Here is a 22853-nt window from a genome sequence, read left to right as displayed (position 1 = left end):
GAATGGTAGTTTATCAGTTATCACAGACACGATAACGGTGGATGACATTATGCAACTGACAATGCGTTGGTTTGGTCCGAAAGAAGATAAAGTTTCGCTGGAATATATTCGTCAGGTGCCGGGCGTGCGCGGCGTCGTGGGCGCGCTGTATGACGTGCCGGTAGGTGAAACCTGGCCGAAAGAGAAAATTAACGCGCTGGTTAAGCAGGTGCATGCCGCCGGGCTGACCGTGGAAGTGATCGAAAGCGTCAACATTCACGACGACATCAAAATCGGTCTGCCAAGCCGCGATCGTTACATCGAAAATTATCAGCAGAGCATCCGTAACCTGGCCGAAGCGGGTGTGAAAGTGATTTGCTACAACTTCATGCCAGTGTTTGACTGGATGAAGACCGACATGAACTACGTGCTGCCAGACGGCTCGCTCACCATGGCGTTCGAGAAGAAAGGCATTGATAAGAGCCTCGACGAAGTGGTGCAGGAAGTACTGGGCAACGCCAATGGTTTCGCCCTGCCGGGCTGGGAACCGGAGCGTCTGGCAAAAGTGCAGGATCTGTTTGCCCAATACAAAGATGTTGATGACGCTAAGCTGCGTGAAAACCTCGCTTACTTTCTGAAAGCGGTGATCCCGGTATGTGAAGAAGTGGGCGTGAAGATGGCGATCCACCCGGACGATCCACCGTATTCGATCTTCGGCCTGCCGCGCGTGGTGAAGAACCGCGACGATCTCGACTGGATCTGTAACGTGGTCGATTCCGAGGCTAACGGCATCACGCTGTGTACCGGATCGATTGCCGAAGATCCGAGTAATGATGTGTACGCCATTCTGGCGGAGTTCTCGCGCCGCAAACGTATTCCGTTCGCCCATGTGCGTAACATCAAGATTATCCAGGATAAAGATTTCTACGAGTGCGCGCACCCAACCGAATACGGTTCGCTGGATATGTATAAAGTGCTGCAATCAATGCATGACAACGGCTTCGATGGCTACATCCGTTCGGATCACGGCCGCTTTATCTGGGGCGAAACCGGCCGTCCGGGCTACGGTTTGTACGACCGCGCGCTAGGCACCACCTATCTGCTGGGATTGTGGGAAGCGCTGAGTAAGCGCTGAGTTGGGTGCGCTTTGTCCCTCACCCTAACCCTCTCCCGCAAGCGGGCGAGGAACTTTTTGCTCCCTCTCCCCGTGGGAGAGGGCCGGGGTGAGGGCATCAGCGCGCACCATAATCACCGCACAACCTGACAAACTCGCCTTCCGTACTTGCCGTTAAATATATACAGTTAAACTGTACATATTCAGCGGGGACTCACCATGTCAGAACATAACAAAGCCGTTGTGCGTCGTTTCAATCAGCAGGTGATTGCCGAAGGCGATCGCCAGGCTTTCGATCAACTCGTCGGCGAAAACTTCATTAACCGCTCAGCGCCAGCCGGCGCGCCCAGCGATCGCGAAAGTCTTTGGCACACCTTCGATCAGATCCTGCGCCCCGCTTTCTCCCATCTTCAGGTGCACATTGAAGATCAAATCGCCGAGCGCGATTGGGTCACCACGCGCAAAACAATAACCGGCGTTCACAGCGGATCGCTGATGGGCATCGCGCCCACCGGTTTACCTGTAACGATCGCGGTGATCGATATGGTGCGAATTGAAGAGGGAAAATACGCGGAGCATTGGGGCATGAACACGCTGGCGGCGGTGATGACGCAGTTAAAGCAGTTTGCGTAACGCAGCCAGCCCTTTTTGCAGATCGTCGCGATCCTGCTGGTCGAGTGTTTCATTGATGCGCGCCGCAAGCCAGTCGGCACGCTGTTGACGTGCGGCCGCCAACGCAGCGCGCGCCTGATCGCTCAGCACAATCACCTGCGCCCGCGCGTCCTGCGCGCTTTTTTGTCGCAGCACCAAATCTTGCGCCTCGAGTTCGTTAATCACTAATCGCATGCTTTGATGCTTCACGCCGCGCAGCCGCGCGAGATCGGCGATAGAAAGCGCGTCATGGCTGTCGAGCAGATCTAAGGTTTCATATTGCGAGGTGCGCACGGTCGCGGTGCTGACGCGGACGTTACGTACCAAATGACTGACCATCTTACGGAGCTCTTCCGCCAGCTGCTGGGTTTCATTTTCAGTGCTCAAAGGGGCGATTCCTGCGCGCTATCGTCGGTCCATTATAGGAAACCTTTTGCCTAATGCCTCAGTTAAGCACCCTATCAAATCACCGCACATTTCGTAGCGGCGCGATTTATCGCGCAATGAATTGCGCCGCTACAATGTGTGCTCTCAGTGATTAAGGGTTTTCATGTCTTGACTGACGAGCATTAGGAAACCTATTGCCAGGCTTTAAACAACAAACTGGCATTCACGCCGCCAAAGCCAAAACCGTTGGAAAGCGCATAGGTCATCACCGTCGGCTGTGGTTTCAGCGCCACCAGATTCAGCCCAACAGCCGCTTCATCCGGATGCTGCAGATTGAGCGTTGGCGGAGCAACCTGATCGCGCAGCGCCAGAATCGAGAAGATCGCTTCCACGCCACCCGCCGCACCGAGCAGATGTCCGGTGGCCGATTTGGTGGAAGTGATTGCTACCTTGCTGCCAGCGAACAGTGAGCTAATTGCTGCCAATTCGCCCTTGTCGCCGACCGGCGTCGACGTAGCATGTGCATTGATATGCTGTACCTCGCTCGCCGTAATGCCCGCCTGCGCCAGCGCGGTTTCCATTGCCCGGCGTGCCCCTTCACCATTTTCCGGACCGGCGGTGAGATGGTAAGCATCTGCGCTGGTGCCGTAACCCACCAGCTCCGCCAGCGGTGTCGCGCCGCGCGCCTGCGCATGTTCCAGCGATTCAATCACCAGCAATCCCGCGCCCTCGCCCATCACAAAACCGTCGCGGTCGCGATCAAACGGACGCGAAGCCTGCTCTGGACGATCGTTAAAGCCGCCCGACATCGCTTTCGCTGCGGCAAATCCGGCCAGGCTCACGCGATGGATCGCCGCTTCGGTGCCGCCGCACAGCGCAATATCCGCTTCGCCGCTGCGAATCAAGCGCGCCGCATCACCAATCGCCTGCGCACCCGCCGCGCACGCGGTTACCGGCGCGCCAATTGGCCCACGAAAACTGTGTGCAATCGAAACGTGTCCGGCGGCCAGATTGGCGAGAAACGAAGGAATAGTAAACGGCGACAAGCGACGCGGCCCACGCTCGGCGGTGGTTTCAACCGCGTTGGCGATTTCGTTAAAGCCACCGATACCGGTGGCGATCACCGTGGCGGTGCGCTGCTGTTGCGCACTGTCCTGCGGGAACCAGTTGGCTTGCGTCAGCGCTTCATGCGCTGCCACCAGCGCGAACTCGATAAAGCGATCCATTTTCTTGCGATCTTTGGCGGCGATAATGCCGTCGGGATTAAAACCGTGCTGGGGATCCTGCTCCAGCGTCGGCACCTGTCCCGCCACTTTGCAGGCGATATCCTGCACCATCTCTGGCGGCAAGGCGCTGATGCCCGATTTCCCCGCTAGCAGCGACTGCCAAACCGCTTCCGTGCCGCAGCCCAGCGGCGATAGCAGCCCCATGCCGGTAATGACAATTCGTTTCATTTTTCATTCCTTAATCTGCGGATGCTTACTTGCGCGTTAGCGTTATGACTGCGGCTGGTGCAGCGGCGGCGGCGCAAATTTCTGGGTGTTATCTCCAGCGCGTTTTTTCTGCAGATAATCATGGCGATAGTGCATCATCGGCTCCGCTGCCGGGCCGGGCACCATCTGATAGTTATCCAGCGTCAGCGGCTGGCCGTTTTCGCTATCGACCAGCTGCATCTTCACCGGACGCTGCGTAGCGCTTTCCACCAGCTGCATCTGGCGACCTTCCGGCGAGAAATGCGTGCTGCCCCACTCGGTGAGCGCCAGAATTACGCCGCGAAAATCGCGACCGACGGCCGTCAGGTGATATTCGAAGCGCGCCGGGCTGGTGCTGTAACACACCTTCTCCAGCAAGCCATCGTCCACCAGCTCTTTCAGCCGCCGCGACAATATGTTGGGCGCTACACCGCTGCTTTTCTGGAACTCATCGAAGCGCGTAAAACCGGCCAGCGCATCGCGCATAATCAGTATGCTCCAGCCATCGCCAATGCGCCCAAGGCTGCGCGCGATGGGACAAGGCATGTTGTGGAGCGTTTGGTTTTTCAAGGTTGGCTATCCCGCATCGGTTTGATGGCGGATACTGTTGCAGAGTGACTTTCATTTTGCAAGTAACTTGCAGAGTGAAAGTGATTTGGCGATGGCTTCTTTGCACAATAAAGTGCGCCGCTACGGTTGGGCGCACTTGATCGTAGCGGCGCAATTTATCGCGCGGATTTGGTCAGGTCCGTACCCGCAATCTCGCCTCAATCTTATCGGCGAGCTTGGTCACCACATAGGCAATCACCATATAAAACACCACCGCCACCAGGAAGGCTTCGAGGTAGTAGAAATTCAGCGCCGCGGTCAGCTGCGCCTGGGCAAAGATATCCACCACTTCGATGGCAAACGCCAGCGACAGCGCTTTCATGATCACCATAAAGGCGTTCGCCAGATCAGGAATCGCCGCCACGATAATCTGCGGGAACATTACGCGGCGGAACAGCTGGCCGCCGCTGTAACCGAGCGACAGCGCTGCATCCGATTGTCCGCTATCAAATGAGTTGAGCGCGCCCTTCCACACTTCCGCCTGAAACGCCGCGACGCAGGCGCTCAGGGCGACGATGATGATCACCCAGTTCGGCAGCGAGTGCGCATTCACTTTCACGCCAAACAGCGTGGCGACGAAATCCAGCGCCGGCGGCAAACCGTAATAGGCGAGGAAAATCACCACCACCATCGGCACGCCTTTAAAGGCAATTTTGTAGGCGATCACCAACTGACGCAGCACCGGAAGGCGGCGATGTTCAACAAAGGCAAACAGCCCGCCGAGCAGCGTTGAACAGATAAACACCGTCACCGCCATCAGCAGCGTCACCGGCACCGCATCGAGAATGCTCCAGAAGTCCGGCAGTAAAACCTCAAGATCAAACATGGTTTCTCTCCCTTATCAGACGCTGGTGAATTTGACGCGTGCAGCAGTTTTCGAGCTGTACTTCGCGTGACGTTGTTCGAAGAAACGGATAATCAACCAGGCCACGCCGCACAGCAGCGAATAGAGCACCGCCAGCACCAGATAAGTGCCGAACTGATATTGGTTGTAGTCGCGTTCCATGATCAGATGCGCGGTCGCCATCACATCCGCCGCACCGATGTACATCACCAGCGCCACGTTATGAATCAGATAGATAATCGCATTGCCGTAACCCGGCAGCGCATAGTGCACCGCTTGCGGACCGACAATACGCAGCATTTTCTGGCGGAAGCTGTAGCCCATGCTGTCGGCGGCGTCATGCTGGCCGCTCTCCACGGCGAGAAACGCCGGGCGCATCACTTCCGACAGATAACCGCCGTGATACAGACTCAGGCCAATCATCGCCGCGATGTTGGCGGTGACAAAATCGCTGAAGCCAAACTGCTCGGCCACCAGCGGCAAGCCATAAAACGCGACAAACAGCTGCAGCACCACCGGCACGCTGCGCGCGTATGAGACGTACAAATCCACAAACTGGCTGATAACCGGGATGCGGCGCACGCGGAATACGGTGGCGATCAGCGCCAGGAAGAACCCGACGATCATCGCGACAAACATTATGCCAAGCGTCAACGGCAGCGCCGAGAGCAGCTCGGGAATCATCGAAGTCAGATTCACGGTGAAACACTCCTGCTAACAATGAAGCAACGCCCGGCTCAGCACCGGGCGCAGCTTTAGTGAATCCTTACTTCATGTACTTCGTGACGTCTTCGCCAAACCACTTCTGCGCCAGCTTATCCAGCGTGCCGTCCGCTTTCAGCTGTTGCAGCGTTTTGTTGATGTCATCGTTCAGCGCCTGGTTCTCGGCTGAACGGTGAATCAGCACGTAAGTGTTGTTAATGGCAACCGGCTCGCTGGCTTTGATCGCCAGTTTCTGGTTGTCGATCACCGTTTGCTCGCCGAGGTTCGAAGGCAGGATCAGCGCATCATATTTGCCACGCTGCACCTCTTTCAGACGATCCGGATAAGGCACGCCAGCGCTCGAAGCTTTGATCTCAACTTTGTCGTTCGGGTTGTCCTGCTGCCACTGCGTCACGAATTTGTACACGCCGCCGCCGGCGGTAACCGGCACAATCTTCTTGCCGACCAGATCTTTCATGCTGTTGATGGTGCTATCGCTGCGGCTGTAGATCTTCATCAGGCTGGCACCGATCGGCGCATCCGGGATCAGGAACTGTTTGCTGCGCGTTGGCGCTTTGTAATAACCGCCGGTCGCCATGTCATATTTGCCGGTGGCGAGGCCCGTTTCCTGGGCGATATCCGCCGCACCTTCCATCACAAATTTGTACTGCGGCAGTTTAGCGTTGATGGCTTTCAGCACGTCCGGCTCGTAGCCCTGCGGCTCGTGACCAATCGCGCCCCACGACAGCGGTTTAGACTCCGCCGCAGTGGCGATTTTGATAGTGCGCACCGCGTCGGCGAAGCTGTTACCGCTGATGAGTGCCAGCGCGATGATGCCAGGCGCGGCCAGGCGACGTAAAGTGGTTTTGATTGCAGGCATGTCGTTGATTCCTTTAATTATTAGAATACGCGTTCTGAATTGAGGAACTGAGCAAGTCGCGGCAGGGTTGGATTATCAAACATCTCAGTCGGGCTGCCCTGCGCGGCCACCACGCCCTGATCCATAAAGACGATGCGGTTCGAGATACTTTTGGCGAACTGCATTTCGTGTGTCACCAGCAGCGAGGTAATGCCGGAGGACGCCACATCTTTAATCACTTTCAGCACCTCGCCCACCAGCTCCGGATCGAGCGATGAGGTCGGTTCATCAAACAACATCACATCAGGACGCACCGCCAGCGCGCGGGCGATGCCGGTACGCTGCAGCTGACCGCCGGAAAGCTGCGACGGATAGTGATCGAGTTTGGCGCCCAATCCGACGCGCTCCAGCTCCTGCACGGCGATATCGCGCGCTTGCTGTTTGCTTTTGCGTTGAATGACGATCAGCGGATCCATCACGTTTTCCAGCACCGTCATGTTTTTGAACACGTTGAACTGCTGGAACACCATCGCGGTGCGCAGGCGGATCGCCTGGATCGCCGCTTTATCCGGTGACTGATAATCCATGCGGATCTGATCGAGCTGAATGGTGCCCGACGCCGGTTTCGCCAGATAGTTAATGCAGCGCAGCAGCGTGGTTTTGCCGGTGCCGCTTGGCCCGATGATCGACACCACATCGCCGCGTTTCACCGACAGATCGACACCTTTCAGAATCGGCGTGCTGCCGTAAGAGAGCGTAATATCGTTGAGTTCTAACATGCAGCAGCCCTTATTTGTGCAGGTCAGCATGGCCAAGCACATGCATCAGACGGTTGGCCCAGCCAAAAATGGCGATGGCGTGGATCAGATCGATAATCTCCTGATCGTTCATGCCGACCGCGCGCAGTGCCGCTATATCTTCGACGCTGGCTTCTGACGGCGTCACCGACAGGCGGCGGGCAAAACGGTAGATCGCCGCATCACGCTCGCCGAGCACATCCGCACGATCAAAATAGATGGCGCTCACCACCGCATCGCTCTCCGCCAGCTGCGCATGGCGACGCGCATGCACCACCGCGCAATATTTGCAGCCGTTAACGATCGACGCGCCCAGCGCGCCGAGTTCACGATCCGCGCGATCCAGCCCGCCATCGACATACATAATGGCGTTGAACAGCACGGTCCGCGCCACGTAGCTGTCGGGATCGTGTGCTAACGTGCGCACATATTCGGAGATCTTCTTATTCGATGGCGTCACTTTCATCGCATCGAGCTGCGCGGGCGTGGCCTCTTCTACCTCAACCGGCGCGATATACGGATGCCAGTGCAGCGGCTTGAGATTAACCGACGGAATCATGCAGACCTCAACAAGCGTAATCCGGCCGCAACGCGCGTCTGGAAGTTAATAAAAGCGATCAGCTCGGAGAGCGCCACAATCTGCGGATGAGTCAATCCGGCCTGCTCCAGCAGGCGAATGTGCTGCTCGGTGGCGTGCATTGGCTGCTGGGTAACCAGATCGGCGTGGCGCGCGATGGTCGCCAGCGGTTCTGGCAGATCGGTGGCGCCTGCCGCCAGCGCCAGCAGCGCCTCTGAAGGCTGCAACGCCGCCAGCTGCGTCTGATAATCCTGTTGCAGCGCGGCATCGTTATTCATCTGCGCCATGCGCTGCGCCAGCGCAAAACGTACATCCGGCGCTAAGCCCTGATCGTCGTTGGGTGCCAGCACCGAGATGCGGCACTGCTCCGCGCCGTCAACAAATTCCGGGCGCAGGCGGCGCGTGCCGTACAGCGCATCTTCAGCGTTTAAGCCGACTGCGCGATCAATTGCGTCACTCACTGCGCGTTCTCCTGGTTGAGTAAGGGCGTGGAATCCACCCATTCATCGCCCTGCAATTCAGGGGTGTCAAAAGCCTGTAAGTTGGCGTAATGCTGCTCGACGTCTTCGGCAAACAGCGAAGCGGTAATGCCGCGCACCAGACGATCGGCACCGGCGCTCACCGCCGGAATATCGCCGGAGACTTTGCCGTGCGTCAGCATCGCGGCATCGTTGAAGCAGTGAATGTGCGCCAATAGCGGGCATGCGCCTGGTGTCAGTTCGCGAAATTCAAAGGCGGGGCTGAGATCCGGCGCTTCCAGCAGATTGGCCCGCGGCGCGCCCATTTCGGGCTGATAACGTCCGTCGCGCCAGCTGCGGATATGTGGCGCGAGCGCGGCAAACTCCGGGCGGTCGTGGAAATCGTTACTAAAGCCGGTAGCCGCAATGAGGTAGTCGTAGCGCAGCGCGCCTTGCGTGGTTTCGATCAGCAGCCCATTGACCTCTTGCTTGACCGCTTTGATGCCGCAATCAAGCAAGAAGCGAGCATTGGCATGACGCGATACGCGCAGCGTCGATGAGCGCGGCGGCGGCGTTTGCGTGGTGGCGGTGTAATCGACAAACTTCCACTTCCACGCGTCCGGCAGCTGATGCATGCCGTGCACCACGCCCTGACTGCCGATGCCGGTCATTTTGTTGATGCGCGGCATCTGCTTACGACGAATCAGCAGATCCACCGCGCCCGCGCCGTTTTCCAGCGCGGTGGCGGCGTTATCCATTGACGATGCACCTGCGCCAATCACCGCGATGCGTTTGCCCTGCAGGGCAGCGAAATCAATGTCGTCGGCGGAGTGCGCCCAGAACTGGCGGCTAATACCTTGCAGGAAATCCGGCACGGCGAAGCCGCCAAGACCAGAACGTCCGGTGGCCAGCACCAAGCGGCGAGTGTATATGCGGCCGGTTTCGGCACCGCTTACATCGAGCGCAATCAGATCGCCAGCAAAGCCAATGTGGGTGACGCGCACATTGTTGCGCACCGGCAGATTCAGCACCTTGCGATACCAAATCAGATAATCCATCCACTGCGCTTTGGGAATTTTATCCAGCGCTTGCCAGGTTTCTTTGCCCCACTGCGCGGTGAACCACGCGCGGAACGTCAGTTGCGCCATGCCGAGCGCCGGGCCTTGTAGAGATTTCGGTGAACGCAGCGTTTCCATGCGCGCAAAGGTCACCCACGGACCTTCCAGCCCGGCGGGTGCGGCGTCATACGCCACCACATTGCTGATGCCGCTGAACTGCAATTTCGCCACCGCCGCCAGCCCGCACATGCCCGCGCCGATCACCACCACGTCACGCACGGGTGCGCCATCCTGCGTGCGCTCGGGCACCCAGGATTTAGCGGGCAGTTCAAGATATTCCAGATCCTGCTGAAGCTGAGCTTCCAGCGTGGCAAGGCCATCGGCGGCATAAGTCATACATGTTTTCCCAGAAATAAGCGGTGGCCAGAGTGCGGACGAAACCACCAAAGCGCGTGAGTGACTATGCATTTCCATTATCCTGATAACGCATAGTTAATGGTTGATAATCACCAAAACGCATAGTAAGAGCTAAGGCTTCGCATAATCCTCTTGCCCTAAAACAGAGTCAATAATCGCGCTCAGCTTTTGACCAATGGATTTCTTATATCTTATGCCGGAAATGTTATAAGGCTTGTTAAAAGAAGATTTTTATACGCTGGGTGATGACTGACATCACGTATATTTCGGAGCGGCGCGATTTATCGCACCGCTAAAAAATACGATTGGGGTGAGATATTTAATCCTGATTAATCAACCGCATAATACGCGGATGCTCGCTGGCGGGCAGACGCTCAAAACCCGGCAGCAAATCGGCGGCCGCGCTGGCTAACGCCTCAACCAGCGCCTGCGCGGCAGCTGAAATCTGTCTTCCCTGCGGCGTGATCACGCCAAAGTAGTAGGGAATATCCTCCTCAATTGGACGAATCGCCACACCGGCCAGCGGCATGCCCCAACCGGTGACCGGTTCGAGAATCGCCACGCCCAGCCCGGCGCGCACGCAGCCAAGAATATTGGCGGAGGAGTTGGTTTCGATGGTTTCGTGCAGCGGCGTTTTGACCATTTTCAGCGCCTTTTCGTAGCGCCCGCGCAACCGCTGCGGGCTCCACGGTGCAATCAAACGGCGTCCCGCCAGGCTGCTTAACGACAGCTGAGATTGCGCCGCCAGCTCGTCATGCTCTGGCAGCGCCACCACGCATTGCGACTGGCCAATCCAGTGCAGTTCCACCGCGTGATGCTCCAGCGGCAAACTGCATAAACCGAGATCGGCTTCGGCAGTGATCACCGCATGCGCCGTCTGCACGGCGGATTCGCTGATGATCTGCACTTTGTTCTGCAGATTCAGCGCGGCCAGCGCCTGCGGCAGCAAACCCGCCGCCAATGCCGGCGTGGCGGCGATGCTCAGCGGACGATGCTGCTGATGGGCGATCTCCTGCGCGCGCAGGCGAATCTGCTGCAGCGAGAGCAGCGCTTTCTGCACGTATTGATGCAGCTGCAGCGCCTCTTCCGAAGGATGAATGCGCGGCCCGTTGCGGATAAACAGCGGATAACCCAGCGATTGTTCCAGCTCCTGAATCAAACGCGACACCGCCGGCTGCGAGCGATTGAGCGCCTTCGCCGCCGCCGTGATGCTACCGGCAGAGATCACCGCCGAAAAGGCTTCCAGCTGCCGCAAATCCAGGTCGTTTAAAATGGTCATCGCGCAATTTTTCCCTAACTCATTGATCGTTCCCGACATTGGCGCGGGAAAGTTTTCATCATAGAGAGAGTGGTGGGAATTAGCCACAGGGTGGAAAGTGCGCTTTGCCCCTCACCCTGGCCCTCTCCCGCAGGCGGGAGAGGGAATTGTTAAACTCCGCAGCGGCCAGTTTCCTCTCCCTCTGGGAGAGGGTTAAGGTGAGGGAAATCACAACTTATCCGTCAGCTCACGCTGATGCTCATGCAACAGGCGCAGCATCTCGCGCAGAAACCGATCTTCGTTGCCCTTCTGCCAGGCAATGCTCAATGGCAATCCTTTAATCTGCTCCGGCAGATCCAGCGCAATATAGCTAACGCTGTCGCTGTTCATGGTGCGATACGAGGCGGGCACCACCGCCAATCCCAGCCCCGCAGCAACCAGGCTCAGGATGGTTTGCTTCTCTTCGGCAAACTGCGCGATGTGCGGCGTGAATCCCGCCAGTTTAAACAGGCTCATGGTGAGATCGTGACTGTGCGGGCGTGTGCGCCGGTCTGGAATGATCATCGCTTCGTGTTGAAAATCGGCCACCGCCACCCGTTCACGAGCCGCCAGCGCATGCTGAATCGGCACCGCCAGCACGCAGCTTTCGCGCGTGATAAAGCGCACCGCTAATGACGCATCAATACTTTGCGGCTCGCGAATAAAAATCATATCCAGCCAACCCGACTTTAATTTCGGAATTAAATTAATGGTTTTGTCTTCAATAATATGAATATCGCTGTGCGGATGCAGCGGAACAAATAAATTAAGTAACGCCGGAACTAACCCACGCGCGGCACTATCAATCGCACCAATACGTAATGTGCGGCGTTCATCTTTTAATCCCACTTTAAAACGTTTCGCCAGCGCATCAAATTGATCGATTAATTTGCTGGCGTCGTCAAAAAAGAGCGCGCCTTCGGCAGTTAATGAAACATTACGCGTCGATCGATTTAACAGACGCACGCCGAGGTCCTCTTCCAGTAAACGAATGAAGCGAGAAAGTGACGCAGGCATCATTTCCATCTTTTGTGCGGCGCGGCCAAAATGCAGTTCTTTACCGACCGAAATAAAGCAACGCAATTGATTTATATCCACATTCCCCTCACCCGCTGATTATGCAAATAGTTTATATAATCCACATCTGATGATAAGCCAAAGTAAAACTGCATACTGAACTCGATTACAAAAAATAACACCACCCTACACAATCTGGAGCACTTTAATATGAACTCTCACCTCGAAAAAAGGGTGATGCGTAAAGTGACGTTACGCATTGTGCCCTTCATCATGCTGCTCTACTTCATCGCTTTTCTCGATCGCGTCAATATTGGTTTTGCTGCATTAACTATGAATCAGGATTTAGGTTTCTCGCCCACGGTATTTGGCTTTGGCGCTGGAATCTTTTTTCTCGGTTATTTTCTGTTTGAAGTGCCGTCGAATTTAATTCTGCATAAAGTCGGCGCCCGCATCTGGATTGCGCGCGTCATGATCACATGGGGATTGGTTTCCGGCTGCATGGCATTTGTGCAGGGCACCACCAGCTTCTACCTGCTGCGCTTTCTGCTTGGCGTAGCGGAAGCCGGTTTCTTCCCCGGCATCATCCTTTATCTCAGTTACTGGTTCCCGGCGGCGAAACGTGCGCAGGTTACCGCCATCTTTATGGCTGCGGCCCCACTTTCCACTGCGTTAGGTTCGCCCATTTCCGCCGCATTACTGGAGATGCATGGCCTGCTTGGCTACGCCGGTTGGCAATGGATGTTTGTGCTGGAAGCGATACCGGCACTGATATTCGGCATCGTGGTGCTGTTTTACCTCACCGATCGCCCGGCGAAAGCCAAGTGGCTCACCGATGAAGAACGGGCGTGGCTGGAAAAGACCATGCAGGCCGAAGAACAGGCGCGCGCGGCCAATCAAAGCCACAGCAGCGCCTGGCGCGGACTGGCCGATAAGCGTGTGTTAGCGCTGGCGCTGGTCTATTTCGGCACATCCGCAGGTTTGTACACCCTCGGCATCTGGTCACCGCAAATCATCCGCAGCTTCGGCGCGTCCTCAATAGAAATTGGTTTCCTCAACGCCTTCCCGGCGGTACTGGGCGTGATCGGCATGATTCTGTGGGCGCGCCATTCGGACCGCACCAAAGAGCGCAGCTGGCATGTTATCGGTGCCTGTTTGCTGGCGGCTGCCGGACTGATTTATGCCGGGAACGTCAGCACGCTGTTTACGGTGATTATCGCCCTGACGCTGGTCACCGTCGGCATCAGCGCCTCCAAACCGCCGCTGTGGAGCATGCCGACGCTGTTCCTGAGCGGTCCCGCGGCGGCCGCGGGCATCGCCACCATCAACTCTATCGGCAACCTTGGCGGTTTTGTCGGCCCAATGATGATTGGCGTGATCCGTCAGCAAACGGGCAGCTATACGTGGGGACTCTATTTTGTTGCCGGGCTGCTGGTGCTATCGGCGATTGTAGTTCTGATTCTCTCTGCCCGCGGCAAAACACCGCATCCCGCAGAGCTTGCTCATCCTCATACACATTGACCTAACTGGAGAAACATCATGCGTAACTACTCAATTGCCGCGATTCCTGCGGATGGTATTGGCCCGGAAGTGATCTCTGCTGGCGTAGCCGTGCTGCACGCGTTGACGCGTCACGATCCGCAGCTGACGTTTACGGTGCAAACCTTTGACTGGGGCTCGGATTACTACAAGCAACACGGCGTAATGATGCCGGAAGATGGCCTGCAAACGCTGAAGACGTTTGATGCGATTTACTTTGGTGCGGTCGGCGCGCCCGACGTGCCGGATCACATCACGCTGTGGGGTTTGCGTTTGCCAATTTGTCAGGGCTTTGACCAGTACGCCAACGTGCGTCCGACCAAAATTCTGCCGGGCGTCACCTCGCCGCTGCGCAATCGCGGCCCCGGCGATCTCGACTGGGTGATTGTGCGGGAAAACTCAGAAGGCGAATATTCCGGTAATGGTGGGCGCGCGCATCGTGGTTTGCCGGAAGAAGTCGGCACCGAAGTGGCGATCTTCACCCGCGTTGGCGTGACGCGCATTATGCGTTATGCCTTCAAACTGGCGCAGTCGCGTCCACGCAAGCTGCTGACGGTGGTGACCAAATCCAACGCCCAGCGTCACGGCATGGTGATGTGGGATGAGATTGCCGCTGAAGTGGCGCAGGAGTTCCCGGATGTGCAGTGGGATAAGATGCTGGTGGATGCGATGACGCATCGCATGACGCTGCATCCGCAGAGCCTCGATACCATTGTCGCCACCAATCTGCACGCCGATATTCTGTCGGATCTGGCCGGCGCGCTGGCGGGCAGTTTGGGCGTGGCGCCCACCGCCAACATTGATCCTGAACGTCGCTTCCCGTCGATGTTCGAACCGATTCACGGCTCGGCGTTTGATATCACCGGCAAAGGCATCGCCAATCCGATCGCCACGTTCTGGACGGCGGTACAGATGCTGGAGCACCTCGGCGAGCGGGATGCTGCGGCGCTGATTATGCAAGGTGTTGAATATGTCTGCGCTCAGGGCATTTTGACACCGGATGTTGGCGGCACAGCGAATACGGCAGAGGTGACGAAAGCGGTGATAGCGTTTATTGAGGCAAAAGCTACCGTGGCAGAAACCATCTGATTTTATCCAGTGCGCATCCTGTCATCGCACATTGCTTAGCGGCGCGATTCATCGAGCAATGAATTGCGCCGCTAAGACTTATACATTCTGTGATTTTGATTTGCACCTGCCGCGCTTTTCATTAAAAGTCTTTGCATCCTTCTGTTTTCGCAGGACCTCGCATGATCGACTCAGGCAGAGAAGCCAGACCGAACTCCCATCGCACCCTGCTGTTAGCGTTGTTGGTCGCCGTGACCTTCTTTATGGAAAACCTCGATGCCACGGTGATCACCACCGCGATTCCGCAGATGGCGCGCGACTTCGCTTCCAGCCCGGTGGCGCTGAACATTGGCGTCAGCGCCTATTTATTGGCGGTGGCAGTATTTATTCCGATGAGCGGCTGGCTGGCAGAGCGCTTTGGCGCGCGTACGGTGTTTGCCAGCGCCATCCTGATTTTCACCCTCGCGTCGATTCTGTGTGGATTGAGCGACACGCTCGCGATGTTCACGTTGAGCCGCATTCTGCAAGGCATTGGCGGCGCGATGATGGTGCCGGTCGGTCGCATGGTAGTGCTGCGCGTCACGGAGAAAAAGGAGATGGTGAAAACCATCGCCTTTATTACCTGGCCGGGTTTGATTGCGCCGGTGCTCGGCCCGCCGCTGGGCGGTTTGATTGTCACCTACGGGCATTGGCCGTGGATTTTCTGGCTCAATATTCCGCTCGGCATCCTCGCCATTATCGCCACCGCTTATCTGGTGCCGCAGTTTAAAAGCGAACAGCGGCGGCCGTTTGATGTGCGCGGCTTTGTGCTTACCGCCACCGCCTGCACCTCATTAATTATCGCGCTGGAAGCGCTCGGGCAGATGCATCTCAGTTTTGGCATTCCGTTGCTGCTGCTGGGCATGCTGTGCAGCTGGCTGGCGTATCGTCACAGCTTCCGCCATGCGCAGCCGCTGCTGCCGTTTAGCGCGATGAAAATTGCCACCTTCCGTAATGCGGTGATTGGCGGCTCGTTCTTCCGCGCCTCGATCAACGCGGTGCCCTATTTGCTGCCGTTGCTGTTTCAGCTTGGCTTTGGCTGGAGCGCGGCGCAGGCCGGTGCGATGGTGCTGTGGGTATTTGCCGGAAACCTGGCGATGAAGCCAGCGACAACCTGGTTGATGAAGCGCTGGGGCTTTCGTCGCGTGCTGATGTTCAATGGCATGATCAGCCTTGCAGCGATGCTCGGCTGCTTGCTGCTCACTCCGTCGCTGGGCTACTTCGCGATTGCCGCGATTCTGTTTGTTGGCGGGCTGTCGCGCTCGCTGCAGTTCAGCTGCTACAACAGCTTGGGCTTCGCCGATGTGCCGCAAAACAAGATGAGCGATGCCTCGGTGGTGTTCAGCATCTTCTTCCAGTTCAGCATGAGCGCGGGTATTGCGCTGGCGGCGCTGTTCCTGCGCGCATCCATGTTGTGGCAGGAGCATAGCGAAATTGCGCAAAGCGATATTCATATCGCCTTTGCCGGTGTGGCGCTGTTGGTGCTGCTGTCGCTGTTTGACGTAACGCGACTGGAGAAAAACGCCGGTGCGCAGGTGCTGGTAAAATAATCCCAACGCACTATTTATGGTTAAAAAGCAGAAATAGTGCGCTTCGCTTAAAATAATCCCTTTTTATTAGCATTTATATTTATTAAACCCCTTTTAAGATTATGGCTAATGATCTGGTCGCCACTCTCTGTCTGAGAAAAAAATAAAAGCATCAGGAATGTTAATTCATTTCATCACGTTGGAAGAGAAAAAAATTATAAGCGCAGCGGTCAATTATTTTATCTCATCCATTAATCGCGAATTTTTAATTATCTTTTTTATCAAATCAACTTTTTTTAAGTATAAAAAATAACTGAACGATTTCAATACCCTTAGGATAATTCCTAATTTCAATTGGTTGTACGTTTGGCTTTTAGGGCTAACCTTAAGTAGCAAATGAAATATGCGTTATCCCCTTTATCTGAGGTATTCATTATGACAGCACCACGTGGCGGTTCTGGCAATTTTGCCATGGACCCGGAAAGAGCCCGCGAAGCGGGTAAAAAAGGCGGCCAATTAAGCGGCGGCAATTTTCGTAATAATCCAGAGCGTGCGATTGAAGCGGGACGAAAAGGCGGTAAAAAAAGCCGTCGAGTCGTCGATAAATCTCCCGCATAACGTTATTGCGGCTGGCCGGTAATTCGGCAACAGCCGCAATCTCCTTTTATTTATTTGTCAGGAAAATATTATGAGCCACAACAGCGAAGAGCACTTTCTCGATTGGGTAAAAGATGCCCATGCCATGGAAAAACAGGCTGAAAGCATGCTGGAAAAAATGGCCTCGCGCCTTGAACACTATCCCGACCTTAAACTGCGTATCGAACAGCATATTGTTGAGACCCGTGAACATCAGACGCTGGTGCAGAGCGTGATCGATCGCTACTCCACTTCTCAATCGGTATTGAAAGACCTCGCCGGCAAAATCTCTGCTTTCGGTCAGTCGATTGGCGGCGTGATGGTGGAAGATGAAGTGGTGAAAGGCGCGATCAGCGGCCACGTGTTTGAGCACCTTGAGATTGCCAGTTACACCTCACTGATTGCGGCGGCGCAGCATCTCAACGATCACGAAAGTGCCGATATCTTCTCGCGCATCCGTGAGCAGGAAATCGCCATGGCCGACTGGACCTTGACGCATTTGCCGGACGTGACCGAACAGTATTTGGTTCGCTCCGCTACGCCAGGCGTGGAAGCTAAGAAGTAGCTCCGGCACGATTCTTCCATTTTTCGCAACAATGACTTCGCTAACCCGGCTATTCTGCCGCTAAATTGTCTGTGCGAACCTTATGGCAAGGCTCGGGATTATCCCGAGCAACACCTAAGGAACCGCAACATGAAACTCTATCACTTCCCGCTTTCTGGTCATGCTCACCGCGCACGTCTGTTCCTGTCGCTGCTGGATTTACCGCATGAAGTCATCGATGTTGATCTCAAATCTGGCGAAAACAAAACGCCGGAATTCCTCGCCATGAATCCGTTTGGTCAGGTGCCGGTGCTGGAGGATGACGGCGTGTTTATTGCCGATTCCAACGCCATTCTGGTCTATCTGGCGAAGAAAAGCGGTCGCAGCGAATGGCTGCCGGAAGATGCGCTGGGCGCGGCGGCGGTACAGCGCTGGCTCACCGTGGCAGCCGGTGATATCGCCTTTGGTCCAGCCGCGGCGCGTTTGATTACCGTGTTTGGCCGCCCGTTCAATCCTGAAGAGGTGATTGCCCGCGCGCATCTGGTGCTGTCACGCATTGAGCAGCATCTTGAAGGCCGTGAATGGCTGGTTGGCGATCGCCCGACTATTGCCGACGTTGCGCAGTACAGCTATATCGTGGGTGCGCCAGAAGGCAATGTCGATCTCTCCGGCTATCCGGCGGTGAACGCGCTGTTGCGTCGCATCGAAGCGCTGCCGGGCTTTGTGCCCTTCCCCCAAACTGCGGCTGGCCTGCGCAGCATCGCCTGAGTCCACCATCATGAGCAAGAAACTGCCGGTTTGGCATCAGGGTGAAATTGCGCTTCAGCAACAGGCGGGCGTGGCGGAGCGCATGGCGGACGTCGGCCAGCGTGTGATCCGCGATCACATGCCAGATCAACACCGCGACTTCTACGCGCAGCTGCCGTTTATTGTGGCGGGCAGCGTGGATGCGCACGGCGATGCGTGGGCCACGCTGCTGGAAGGCCAACCCGGTTTTATCTTCTCGCCCAATGCCACCACGCTGGATATCGAGGCGCGTCCGCATCAAGGCGATCCCGCGGCGGCGGGCATGCATGATGGCGCGCCGATTGGGCTGCTCGGCATCGAACTGCACACGCGGCGACGTAACCGCATGAACGGCGTGCTGCAGGCGATTGGCGCTGGTTTTCGCGTGCAGGTGGAGCAGAGTTTTGGCAACTGCCCGCGCTATATCCAGCTGCGTGACTTTCACTTTGCACATCCTCCCGCCGAACCTTATCGCGGTGAGGTGGAAACCCTGAGCGCGCTGGATGATGCCGCGCGCGCCAGCATCGGCGCGGCGGATACCTTCTACGTCGCCACCTATGCCGAACGCCAGGTTGATGCCTCGCATCGCGGCGGCAAACCGGGTTTCGTGCGCGTCAGCGAAGATGGTCTGCTGACCATTCCCGACTTCAACGGCAATCTGTTTTTCTCCACGCTGGGCAACATTCACCATAATGGCAAAGCGGGATTGCTGTTTGTTGATTACGCCAGCGGCGACACGCTGCAACTGAGCGGCGATGCCGAAGTGATTCTCGACTCGCCCGAGATCGCCGCTTTTCAGGGTGCCGAGCGGCTGTGGACGTTTCGCCCGCGCCGTATCGTGCGTCGTCGTGCCGCCCTCGCCTTACGCTGGTTAACGCCGCCGGATGGCGTCGCACCCAGTTCGCTGATGACCGGCGACTGGCAAGCCGCCGCCGAACGCCTGCGTGCAGCAGATCTGGCTTCGCGCTGGCGTCCGCTCAAGGTGATTAAGGTGGTGGATGAGAGCGCCACGATCCGCTCGTTTCATTTAGTGCCGGATGATGGCGCGGGTCTGTTGCCGCATCTGGCCGGTCAACATCTGCCGATTCGCCTGCAGTTGCCCGGTACGGATAAGCCGCTGATGCGCGCCTACACGCTTTCGGTCGCGCCATCGGAGAATTTTTACCGCATCAGCGTCAAGCGCGATGGCGTGGTTTCGCGTTACCTGCACGATCATCTCCACACCGGAGATACGCTGGAAGCGCGTGCGCCGGCGGGTGATTTTACTCTCGACGCCAGCGAACCACGTCCGGCGGTGCTGCTTGCCGCCGGCGTGGGCATCACGCCGATGCTGGCGATGCTGCGACATCTGATATACGAAGGAGTGCGCAAACAGCGCCTGCGCCCTACGTTTCTGTTCCAGTCGGCGCGCAGCAAAGCCGAGCGCCCTTTTGTGCGCGAACTCGACCAGTTGCTGGCGGCGGCGCACGGCGCGGTGAAACTGGTGCGCGTGCTAAGCCAGACGGCGGATGCAGAACCGGATGTTGATTACGATTTTGCCGGCCGCATCGATATGGCGCTGCTCTCGCGGGTGCTGCCGTTTAACGATTACGACTTCTATCTGTGCGGTCCGCCGCAATTTACCCAGGCGCTGTACGACGGGCTGCGCGCCTTGAATATCGCCGACGATCGCATTCACGCCGAAGCCTTTGGGCCATCGTCGCTGCAGCGCACCAACGATATTGTTAAAGAAGCAAAACCGCTGTTGCCGATAGCAACCCAATCGGTGCCGGTGAAGTTCATGGATTCACTGAAAGAGGCGCGTTGGACGCCGGATACCGGTTCGCTGCTTGAGCTGGCTGAAGCGCGTGGCCTGAGCCCAGCGTACAGCTGTCGCGCCGGACATTGCGGCAGCTGTAAAACCAAACTGCTGCAAGGCGCGGTGACTTACCCAACGCCACCGAGCGCGCAAGTGGCGGATGATGAAGTGCTGATCTGCTGCGCGCGGCCGGCGCAGCAGGAGGATGAGGTGCAGGCGATTCAGCTGGCGCTGTGAGATTTATCACGCTTTGTTTTTGTAGATATCAGGCCGGGTAATCGTCCACGCGTAATTCGGCTGGTTAACCGGTTGATAGCCAAACTTTTCATACAGCCACGGCGCCGTGCTGGTGAACAGCGTAATTCTGCGCAGCCGCGCGAAAACCGGATGCGCATGAATACACGCCATCAACCAGCGTGCCAGGCCATTTCCCTGATACGCGTCGAGCACGTAAACATCGCACAGATAAGCGAAGGTGGCGTAATCCGTGATGAGCCGCGCAAACCCAATTTGTTCGCCCTGATGGTAAAGACCAAAGTTAAGGCTGTTTTGTACCGAAGTATAAACCGTCTCTTCATCAATGCCTGCTGCCCATGTCGAGGTGGTGAGATAACGGTGTATGGCGGCGAGGTCCAGTTTATTTTCATCCGTGCTGATTAAATAACCCTCTTTGTTCCACTCCTCTGTAACGAACTCACTCATCTCTGCGGCCTACGATAATTGGGTTGGGGTGTAAGAGAATTTATGAAGGATTGTTGTGGGCGACAAGCGATTCTTTATTTGGGCATAGCTGCTGTGGTTAGGCTGATTTCTGGAGTTAACCTTTTTACAGGCTTATCAATAATTCAATTTGTTTTAAGCTGAGAACAGGGCCCTAGATAACACCTAAGTGTTTTAGTGAACCGGGGACAAGGCAAAAACACCTTATAGATTCAAACGCAAAAAAGGCCGCCCATAGGGTGACCTCTTCTGGAACTTCCATTTGAGACCATCCGTTATTTGTACAGCTCAGCGGTCATGTGAACAACATTGCCATTGCTGGCTTCAAGAATTTTATACTGTTGGCCCTGCTGCTGTGCCTGTGCGGCGATTTTCGCTTCAGCACCATCCAGTGTCAGGGAAGTCGCAGTAACGCTCTGCGCGAAGCTTGCTGCTGACATCAGTGAAAGAGCGGCTACAGCGGCGATAGACATTGCTTTGATAGTTTTCATGGTCATATTCCTTAGTATGTATGGTTGAAAGCTTGTTTGCTTTCGATGGAATAATGATAACCATGGTTACCATTTCAATGTTAACAATAAATGCTGGTATTGTGATCGGGCTAACTATCGCGCTGATAGGCATATCTTATCAGCGCACCTCTGCGTCCTATTATGCTTAGCGATAACCCACTCTTAACCTTGAAGGAGTATTTGTGCAGAGCCTTAAAATCGTTTCACGCTTGCTACCTGAAGTTCGGTCAGGACTTAAAACGCATACCATACGCTGGCGGGAGAAGAAGATAGTCCCGGGCCCAATGTTGTACGTAAATGCTTCGGATGTTTCGGATAAGATCTTAGTGTTGGTGACTAAGGTCGAGAAGATGCCGTTATCTGCAGTTGCCTTTTATCTGGGTAGGCAGAACGAGTGGACAGATGATGGGTTACTTCTGGGCATGCGTGAACACTATCCTGAAATCGAATTGGATTCTGTTGTGGATATAATCCATCACATTACTTCAGGTTCTTCATGAAAGCTGGCCAAGGCATTCAAGTCGTTTTTACAGCATTAGGAGGCGTGTTAAAAATATACCTATCTGCGTGTGCCAACAGCAAAGACTTACATTCTCCATTACTTAATATTTTGACATGGATAGACCTGATTAAGGCTATTCCAAACAAAACATATATTCTGTCGATACCACGTTAATATTTATCCTTATCAGTAATGCGCCTATCGTAATCTGACGAAAACACGACTCAATTTTTAAGGCCGTCACTCATGATTAAAAAAAGTGGATTGTTAACGGTTGGCTGCATTCTTGCCTTCAGCTCAGATGCCAATACAGCGCTACTTAAGCCTGTTGAGGAATTTAACTTGATAGGTGTCACATTGGAGGACGATAATTTCAAAGGAAGTAAAGCATTGCGGATGTCTTTACCCTCCAATCACTGGCAAGATCCAAACAAAGAGACATTAACCGATCGTAACTTCATGGCATGGTTACCCGTCAGCTTTCATAACGGTATTATTGAAGTAGATCTTGCCAGTACGCTGGCGACAGGAGCGCCTGACTACGCGAGAGGTTTTGCGGGTGTGTCATTTCGCATTCAGCCAGATGGCAGTTTTGAAAACATTTACCTACGTCCAACCAATAGCCAGTCGCAGGATCAAGTTCGTCGTAATCACAGCGTTCAGTATTTTGCCTATCCAAACTTTCGTTTCGATAGGCTGCGTAAAGAAGCCCCGGAACGCTATGAAACCTACGCTGATATCGAACCTGACCAATGGATACATATGAAAATCGTGGTCACTGGTCAGCATGCCACACTGTATTTGAATAACAATCCCACACCTGCCTTCATGGTCAATGACCTCAAGTTGGGTAGTTCAGCACAGGGTGGTGTTGGCATCTGGATTGAGTCAGGCACGGTTGCATGGTTCAAAGATTTAAAAGTCACACCTGTAAGCGAGTGA

General features: G+C 55.6%; 25 protein-coding genes. 11 read left to right on the top strand and 14 right to left on the bottom strand.

Translation table 11 applies throughout. From position 1 onward, the window contains the following. Window positions 1-49 precede the first annotated feature (49 nt). Window positions 50-1114, top strand: a complete 1065-nt coding sequence (uxuA, locus tag PZBJ_RS07120) for a mannonate dehydratase (protein ID WP_101761877.1) — start codon at window positions 50-52, stop codon at window positions 1112-1114. Window positions 1115-1312: 198 nt separating this feature from the next. Beyond that, window positions 1313-1726 (top strand): ester cyclase, encoded by a 414-nt coding sequence (locus tag PZBJ_RS07115; RefSeq protein ID WP_101761876.1) that lies wholly within the window; start codon window positions 1313-1315, stop codon window positions 1724-1726. Here PZBJ_RS07115 and PZBJ_RS07110 read toward each other — a convergent pair. From PZBJ_RS07110 to PZBJ_RS07055, 12 genes are all read right to left on the bottom strand, one after another. Continuing rightward, window positions 1709-2131: a MarR family winged helix-turn-helix transcriptional regulator gene (locus PZBJ_RS07110; RefSeq protein WP_101761875.1), complete on the bottom strand. Its 423-nt coding sequence runs from the start codon at window positions 2129-2131 to the stop codon at window positions 1709-1711. The genes PZBJ_RS07115 and PZBJ_RS07110 overlap by 18 nt on opposite strands. A 191-nt stretch (window positions 2132-2322) precedes the next feature. After that, window positions 2323-3585 (bottom strand): beta-ketoacyl-ACP synthase II, encoded by a 1263-nt coding sequence (gene fabF / locus PZBJ_RS07105; protein WP_101761874.1) that lies wholly within the window; start codon window positions 3583-3585, stop codon window positions 2323-2325. A gap of 42 nt (window positions 3586-3627) precedes the next feature. Then, the gene (locus PZBJ_RS07100) at window positions 3628-4173 is read right to left on the bottom strand and encodes a winged helix-turn-helix transcriptional regulator (protein WP_101761873.1); all 546 of its coding nucleotides are present in this window, start codon (window positions 4171-4173) and stop codon (window positions 3628-3630) included. A 172-nt stretch (window positions 4174-4345) separates the two neighbouring features. Beyond that, window positions 4346-5038, bottom strand: coding sequence for an amino acid ABC transporter permease (locus tag PZBJ_RS07095; RefSeq protein ID WP_101761872.1), 693 nt, complete (start codon window positions 5036-5038; stop codon window positions 4346-4348). A 15-nt stretch (window positions 5039-5053) separates the two neighbouring features. Beyond that, complete coding sequence (locus PZBJ_RS07090; RefSeq protein ID WP_154155525.1) at window positions 5054-5740, bottom strand: amino acid ABC transporter permease; 687 nt, start codon at window positions 5738-5740, stop codon at window positions 5054-5056. Between the two features lie 82 nt (window positions 5741-5822). Next, entirely contained in the window at window positions 5823-6638 is an 816-nt protein-coding gene (locus PZBJ_RS07085) for a transporter substrate-binding domain-containing protein (protein ID WP_101761871.1), read from the bottom strand. A 20-nt stretch (window positions 6639-6658) separates the two neighbouring features. Beyond that, complete coding sequence (locus tag PZBJ_RS07080) at window positions 6659-7396, bottom strand: amino acid ABC transporter ATP-binding protein (protein WP_101761870.1); 738 nt, start codon at window positions 7394-7396, stop codon at window positions 6659-6661. A gap of 10 nt (window positions 7397-7406) precedes the next feature. After that, window positions 7407-7973 carry a peroxidase-related enzyme gene (locus tag PZBJ_RS07075; RefSeq protein ID WP_101761869.1) on the bottom strand — a complete coding sequence of 189 codons (567 nt, stop codon included), beginning with the start codon at window positions 7971-7973 and terminating at the stop codon, window positions 7407-7409. Beyond that, window positions 7970-8452, bottom strand: a complete 483-nt coding sequence (locus tag PZBJ_RS07070; RefSeq protein ID WP_101761868.1) for a CMD domain-containing protein — start codon at window positions 8450-8452, stop codon at window positions 7970-7972. The genes PZBJ_RS07075 and PZBJ_RS07070 overlap by 4 nt, the downstream gene beginning before the upstream one ends. Then, window positions 8449-9903 (bottom strand): NAD(P)-binding domain-containing protein, encoded by a 1455-nt coding sequence (locus PZBJ_RS07065; RefSeq protein WP_101761867.1) that lies wholly within the window; start codon window positions 9901-9903, stop codon window positions 8449-8451. Before PZBJ_RS07065 ends, PZBJ_RS07070 begins: the two co-directional genes overlap by 4 nt. 340 nt (window positions 9904-10243) lie before the next feature. Then, entirely contained in the window at window positions 10244-11203 is a 960-nt protein-coding gene (locus PZBJ_RS07060; RefSeq protein ID WP_206098203.1) for a LysR family transcriptional regulator, read from the bottom strand. Window positions 11204-11410: 207 nt separating this feature from the next. Then, window positions 11411-12319, bottom strand: a complete 909-nt coding sequence (locus PZBJ_RS07055; protein WP_101761865.1) for a LysR family transcriptional regulator — start codon at window positions 12317-12319, stop codon at window positions 11411-11413. A gap of 129 nt (window positions 12320-12448) precedes the next feature. Between PZBJ_RS07055 and PZBJ_RS07050 the strand changes: the two genes are divergently transcribed. From PZBJ_RS07050 to PZBJ_RS07020, 7 genes are all read left to right on the top strand, one after another. Next, complete coding sequence (locus PZBJ_RS07050; protein ID WP_101761864.1) at window positions 12449-13759, top strand: MFS transporter; 1311 nt, start codon at window positions 12449-12451, stop codon at window positions 13757-13759. 18 nt (window positions 13760-13777) lie between these two features. Next, entirely contained in the window at window positions 13778-14866 is a 1089-nt protein-coding gene (locus PZBJ_RS07045) for a tartrate dehydrogenase (protein ID WP_101761863.1), read from the top strand. A gap of 161 nt (window positions 14867-15027) precedes the next feature. Next, entirely contained in the window at window positions 15028-16434 is a 1407-nt protein-coding gene (locus tag PZBJ_RS07040; RefSeq protein WP_101761862.1) for an MFS transporter, read from the top strand. Window positions 16435-16848: 414 nt separating this feature from the next. Next, the gene (locus PZBJ_RS07035) at window positions 16849-17031 is read left to right on the top strand and encodes a con-10 family general stress protein (RefSeq protein WP_101761861.1); all 183 of its coding nucleotides are present in this window, start codon (window positions 16849-16851) and stop codon (window positions 17029-17031) included. 70 nt (window positions 17032-17101) lie between these two features. Beyond that, the gene (locus tag PZBJ_RS07030) at window positions 17102-17614 is read left to right on the top strand and encodes a ferritin-like domain-containing protein (RefSeq protein WP_101761860.1); all 513 of its coding nucleotides are present in this window, start codon (window positions 17102-17104) and stop codon (window positions 17612-17614) included. Window positions 17615-17743: 129 nt separating this feature from the next. Further along, window positions 17744-18361, top strand: a complete 618-nt coding sequence (locus tag PZBJ_RS07025) for a glutathione S-transferase family protein (protein ID WP_101761859.1) — start codon at window positions 17744-17746, stop codon at window positions 18359-18361. A gap of 10 nt (window positions 18362-18371) precedes the next feature. Next, window positions 18372-20414, top strand: coding sequence for a 2Fe-2S iron-sulfur cluster-binding protein (locus PZBJ_RS07020; protein WP_101761858.1), 2043 nt, complete (start codon window positions 18372-18374; stop codon window positions 20412-20414). 6 nt (window positions 20415-20420) lie between these two features. Here the strand turns inward: PZBJ_RS07020 and PZBJ_RS07015 are convergent, their stop codons facing one another. Together PZBJ_RS07015 and PZBJ_RS07010 are read right to left on the bottom strand one after the other, a co-directional pair. Beyond that, on the bottom strand, window positions 20421-20879 hold the full coding sequence (locus PZBJ_RS07015) for a GNAT family N-acetyltransferase (RefSeq protein ID WP_101761857.1): 459 nt from the start codon (window positions 20877-20879) through the stop codon (window positions 20421-20423). 293 nt (window positions 20880-21172) lie between these two features. Further along, the gene (locus PZBJ_RS07010; RefSeq protein WP_101761856.1) at window positions 21173-21388 is read right to left on the bottom strand and encodes a YdgH/BhsA/McbA-like domain containing protein; all 216 of its coding nucleotides are present in this window, start codon (window positions 21386-21388) and stop codon (window positions 21173-21175) included. Window positions 21389-21591: 203 nt separating this feature from the next. Here PZBJ_RS07010 and PZBJ_RS07005 point away from each other — a divergent pair, with 203 nt between their 5' ends. Both PZBJ_RS07005 and PZBJ_RS07000 read left to right on the top strand, forming a co-directional pair. Further along, window positions 21592-21909, top strand: coding sequence for an ASCH domain-containing protein (locus PZBJ_RS07005; RefSeq protein ID WP_101761855.1), 318 nt, complete (start codon window positions 21592-21594; stop codon window positions 21907-21909). Window positions 21910-22157: 248 nt separating this feature from the next. Further along, window positions 22158-22853, top strand: a complete 696-nt coding sequence (locus tag PZBJ_RS07000) for a 3-keto-alpha-glucoside-1,2-lyase-like domain-containing protein (protein WP_101761854.1) — start codon at window positions 22158-22160, stop codon at window positions 22851-22853.

This window comes from Pantoea endophytica, assembly GCF_002858935.1.
GTDB classification, from domain to species: domain Bacteria; phylum Pseudomonadota; class Gammaproteobacteria; order Enterobacterales; family Enterobacteriaceae; genus Pantoea; species Pantoea leporis.
Note: the sequence above shows the minus strand (reverse complement) of the source record. Positions and strands in the feature narration are given on the sequence as shown.

Coding starts and splice junctions, on each gene's coding strand:
- PZBJ_RS07090 (WP_154155525.1), bottom strand. CDS start 5,740: ATGATTCCCGAGCTGCTCTCGGCGCTGCCGTTGACGCTTGGCATAATG.
- PZBJ_RS07010 (WP_101761856.1), bottom strand. CDS start 21,388: ATGAAAACTATCAAAGCAATGTCTATCGCCGCTGTAGCCGCTCTTTCA.
- PZBJ_RS07045 (WP_101761863.1), top strand. CDS start 13,778: ATGCGTAACTACTCAATTGCCGCGATTCCTGCGGATGGTATTGGCCCG.
- PZBJ_RS07020 (WP_101761858.1), top strand. CDS start 18,372: ATGAGCAAGAAACTGCCGGTTTGGCATCAGGGTGAAATTGCGCTTCAG.
- PZBJ_RS07035 (WP_101761861.1), top strand. CDS start 16,849: ATGACAGCACCACGTGGCGGTTCTGGCAATTTTGCCATGGACCCGGAA.
- PZBJ_RS07040 (WP_101761862.1), top strand. CDS start 15,028: ATGATCGACTCAGGCAGAGAAGCCAGACCGAACTCCCATCGCACCCTG.
- fabF (WP_101761874.1), bottom strand. CDS start 3,585: ATGAAACGAATTGTCATTACCGGCATGGGGCTGCTATCGCCGCTGGGC.
- PZBJ_RS07030 (WP_101761860.1), top strand. CDS start 17,102: ATGAGCCACAACAGCGAAGAGCACTTTCTCGATTGGGTAAAAGATGCC.
- PZBJ_RS07085 (WP_101761871.1), bottom strand. CDS start 6,638: ATGCCTGCAATCAAAACCACTTTACGTCGCCTGGCCGCGCCTGGCATC.
- PZBJ_RS07050 (WP_101761864.1), top strand. CDS start 12,449: ATGAACTCTCACCTCGAAAAAAGGGTGATGCGTAAAGTGACGTTACGC.
- PZBJ_RS07000 (WP_101761854.1), top strand. CDS start 22,158: ATGATTAAAAAAAGTGGATTGTTAACGGTTGGCTGCATTCTTGCCTTC.
- PZBJ_RS07115 (WP_101761876.1), top strand. CDS start 1,313: ATGTCAGAACATAACAAAGCCGTTGTGCGTCGTTTCAATCAGCAGGTG.
- PZBJ_RS07060 (WP_206098203.1), bottom strand. CDS start 11,203: ATGACCATTTTAAACGACCTGGATTTGCGGCAGCTGGAAGCCTTTTCG.
- PZBJ_RS07025 (WP_101761859.1), top strand. CDS start 17,744: ATGAAACTCTATCACTTCCCGCTTTCTGGTCATGCTCACCGCGCACGT.
- PZBJ_RS07065 (WP_101761867.1), bottom strand. CDS start 9,903: ATGACTTATGCCGCCGATGGCCTTGCCACGCTGGAAGCTCAGCTTCAG.
- PZBJ_RS07080 (WP_101761870.1), bottom strand. CDS start 7,396: ATGTTAGAACTCAACGATATTACGCTCTCTTACGGCAGCACGCCGATT.
- PZBJ_RS07095 (WP_101761872.1), bottom strand. CDS start 5,038: ATGTTTGATCTTGAGGTTTTACTGCCGGACTTCTGGAGCATTCTCGAT.
- uxuA (WP_101761877.1), top strand. CDS start 50: ATGCAACTGACAATGCGTTGGTTTGGTCCGAAAGAAGATAAAGTTTCG.
- PZBJ_RS07015 (WP_101761857.1), bottom strand. CDS start 20,879: ATGAGTGAGTTCGTTACAGAGGAGTGGAACAAAGAGGGTTATTTAATC.
- PZBJ_RS07075 (WP_101761869.1), bottom strand. CDS start 7,973: ATGATTCCGTCGGTTAATCTCAAGCCGCTGCACTGGCATCCGTATATC.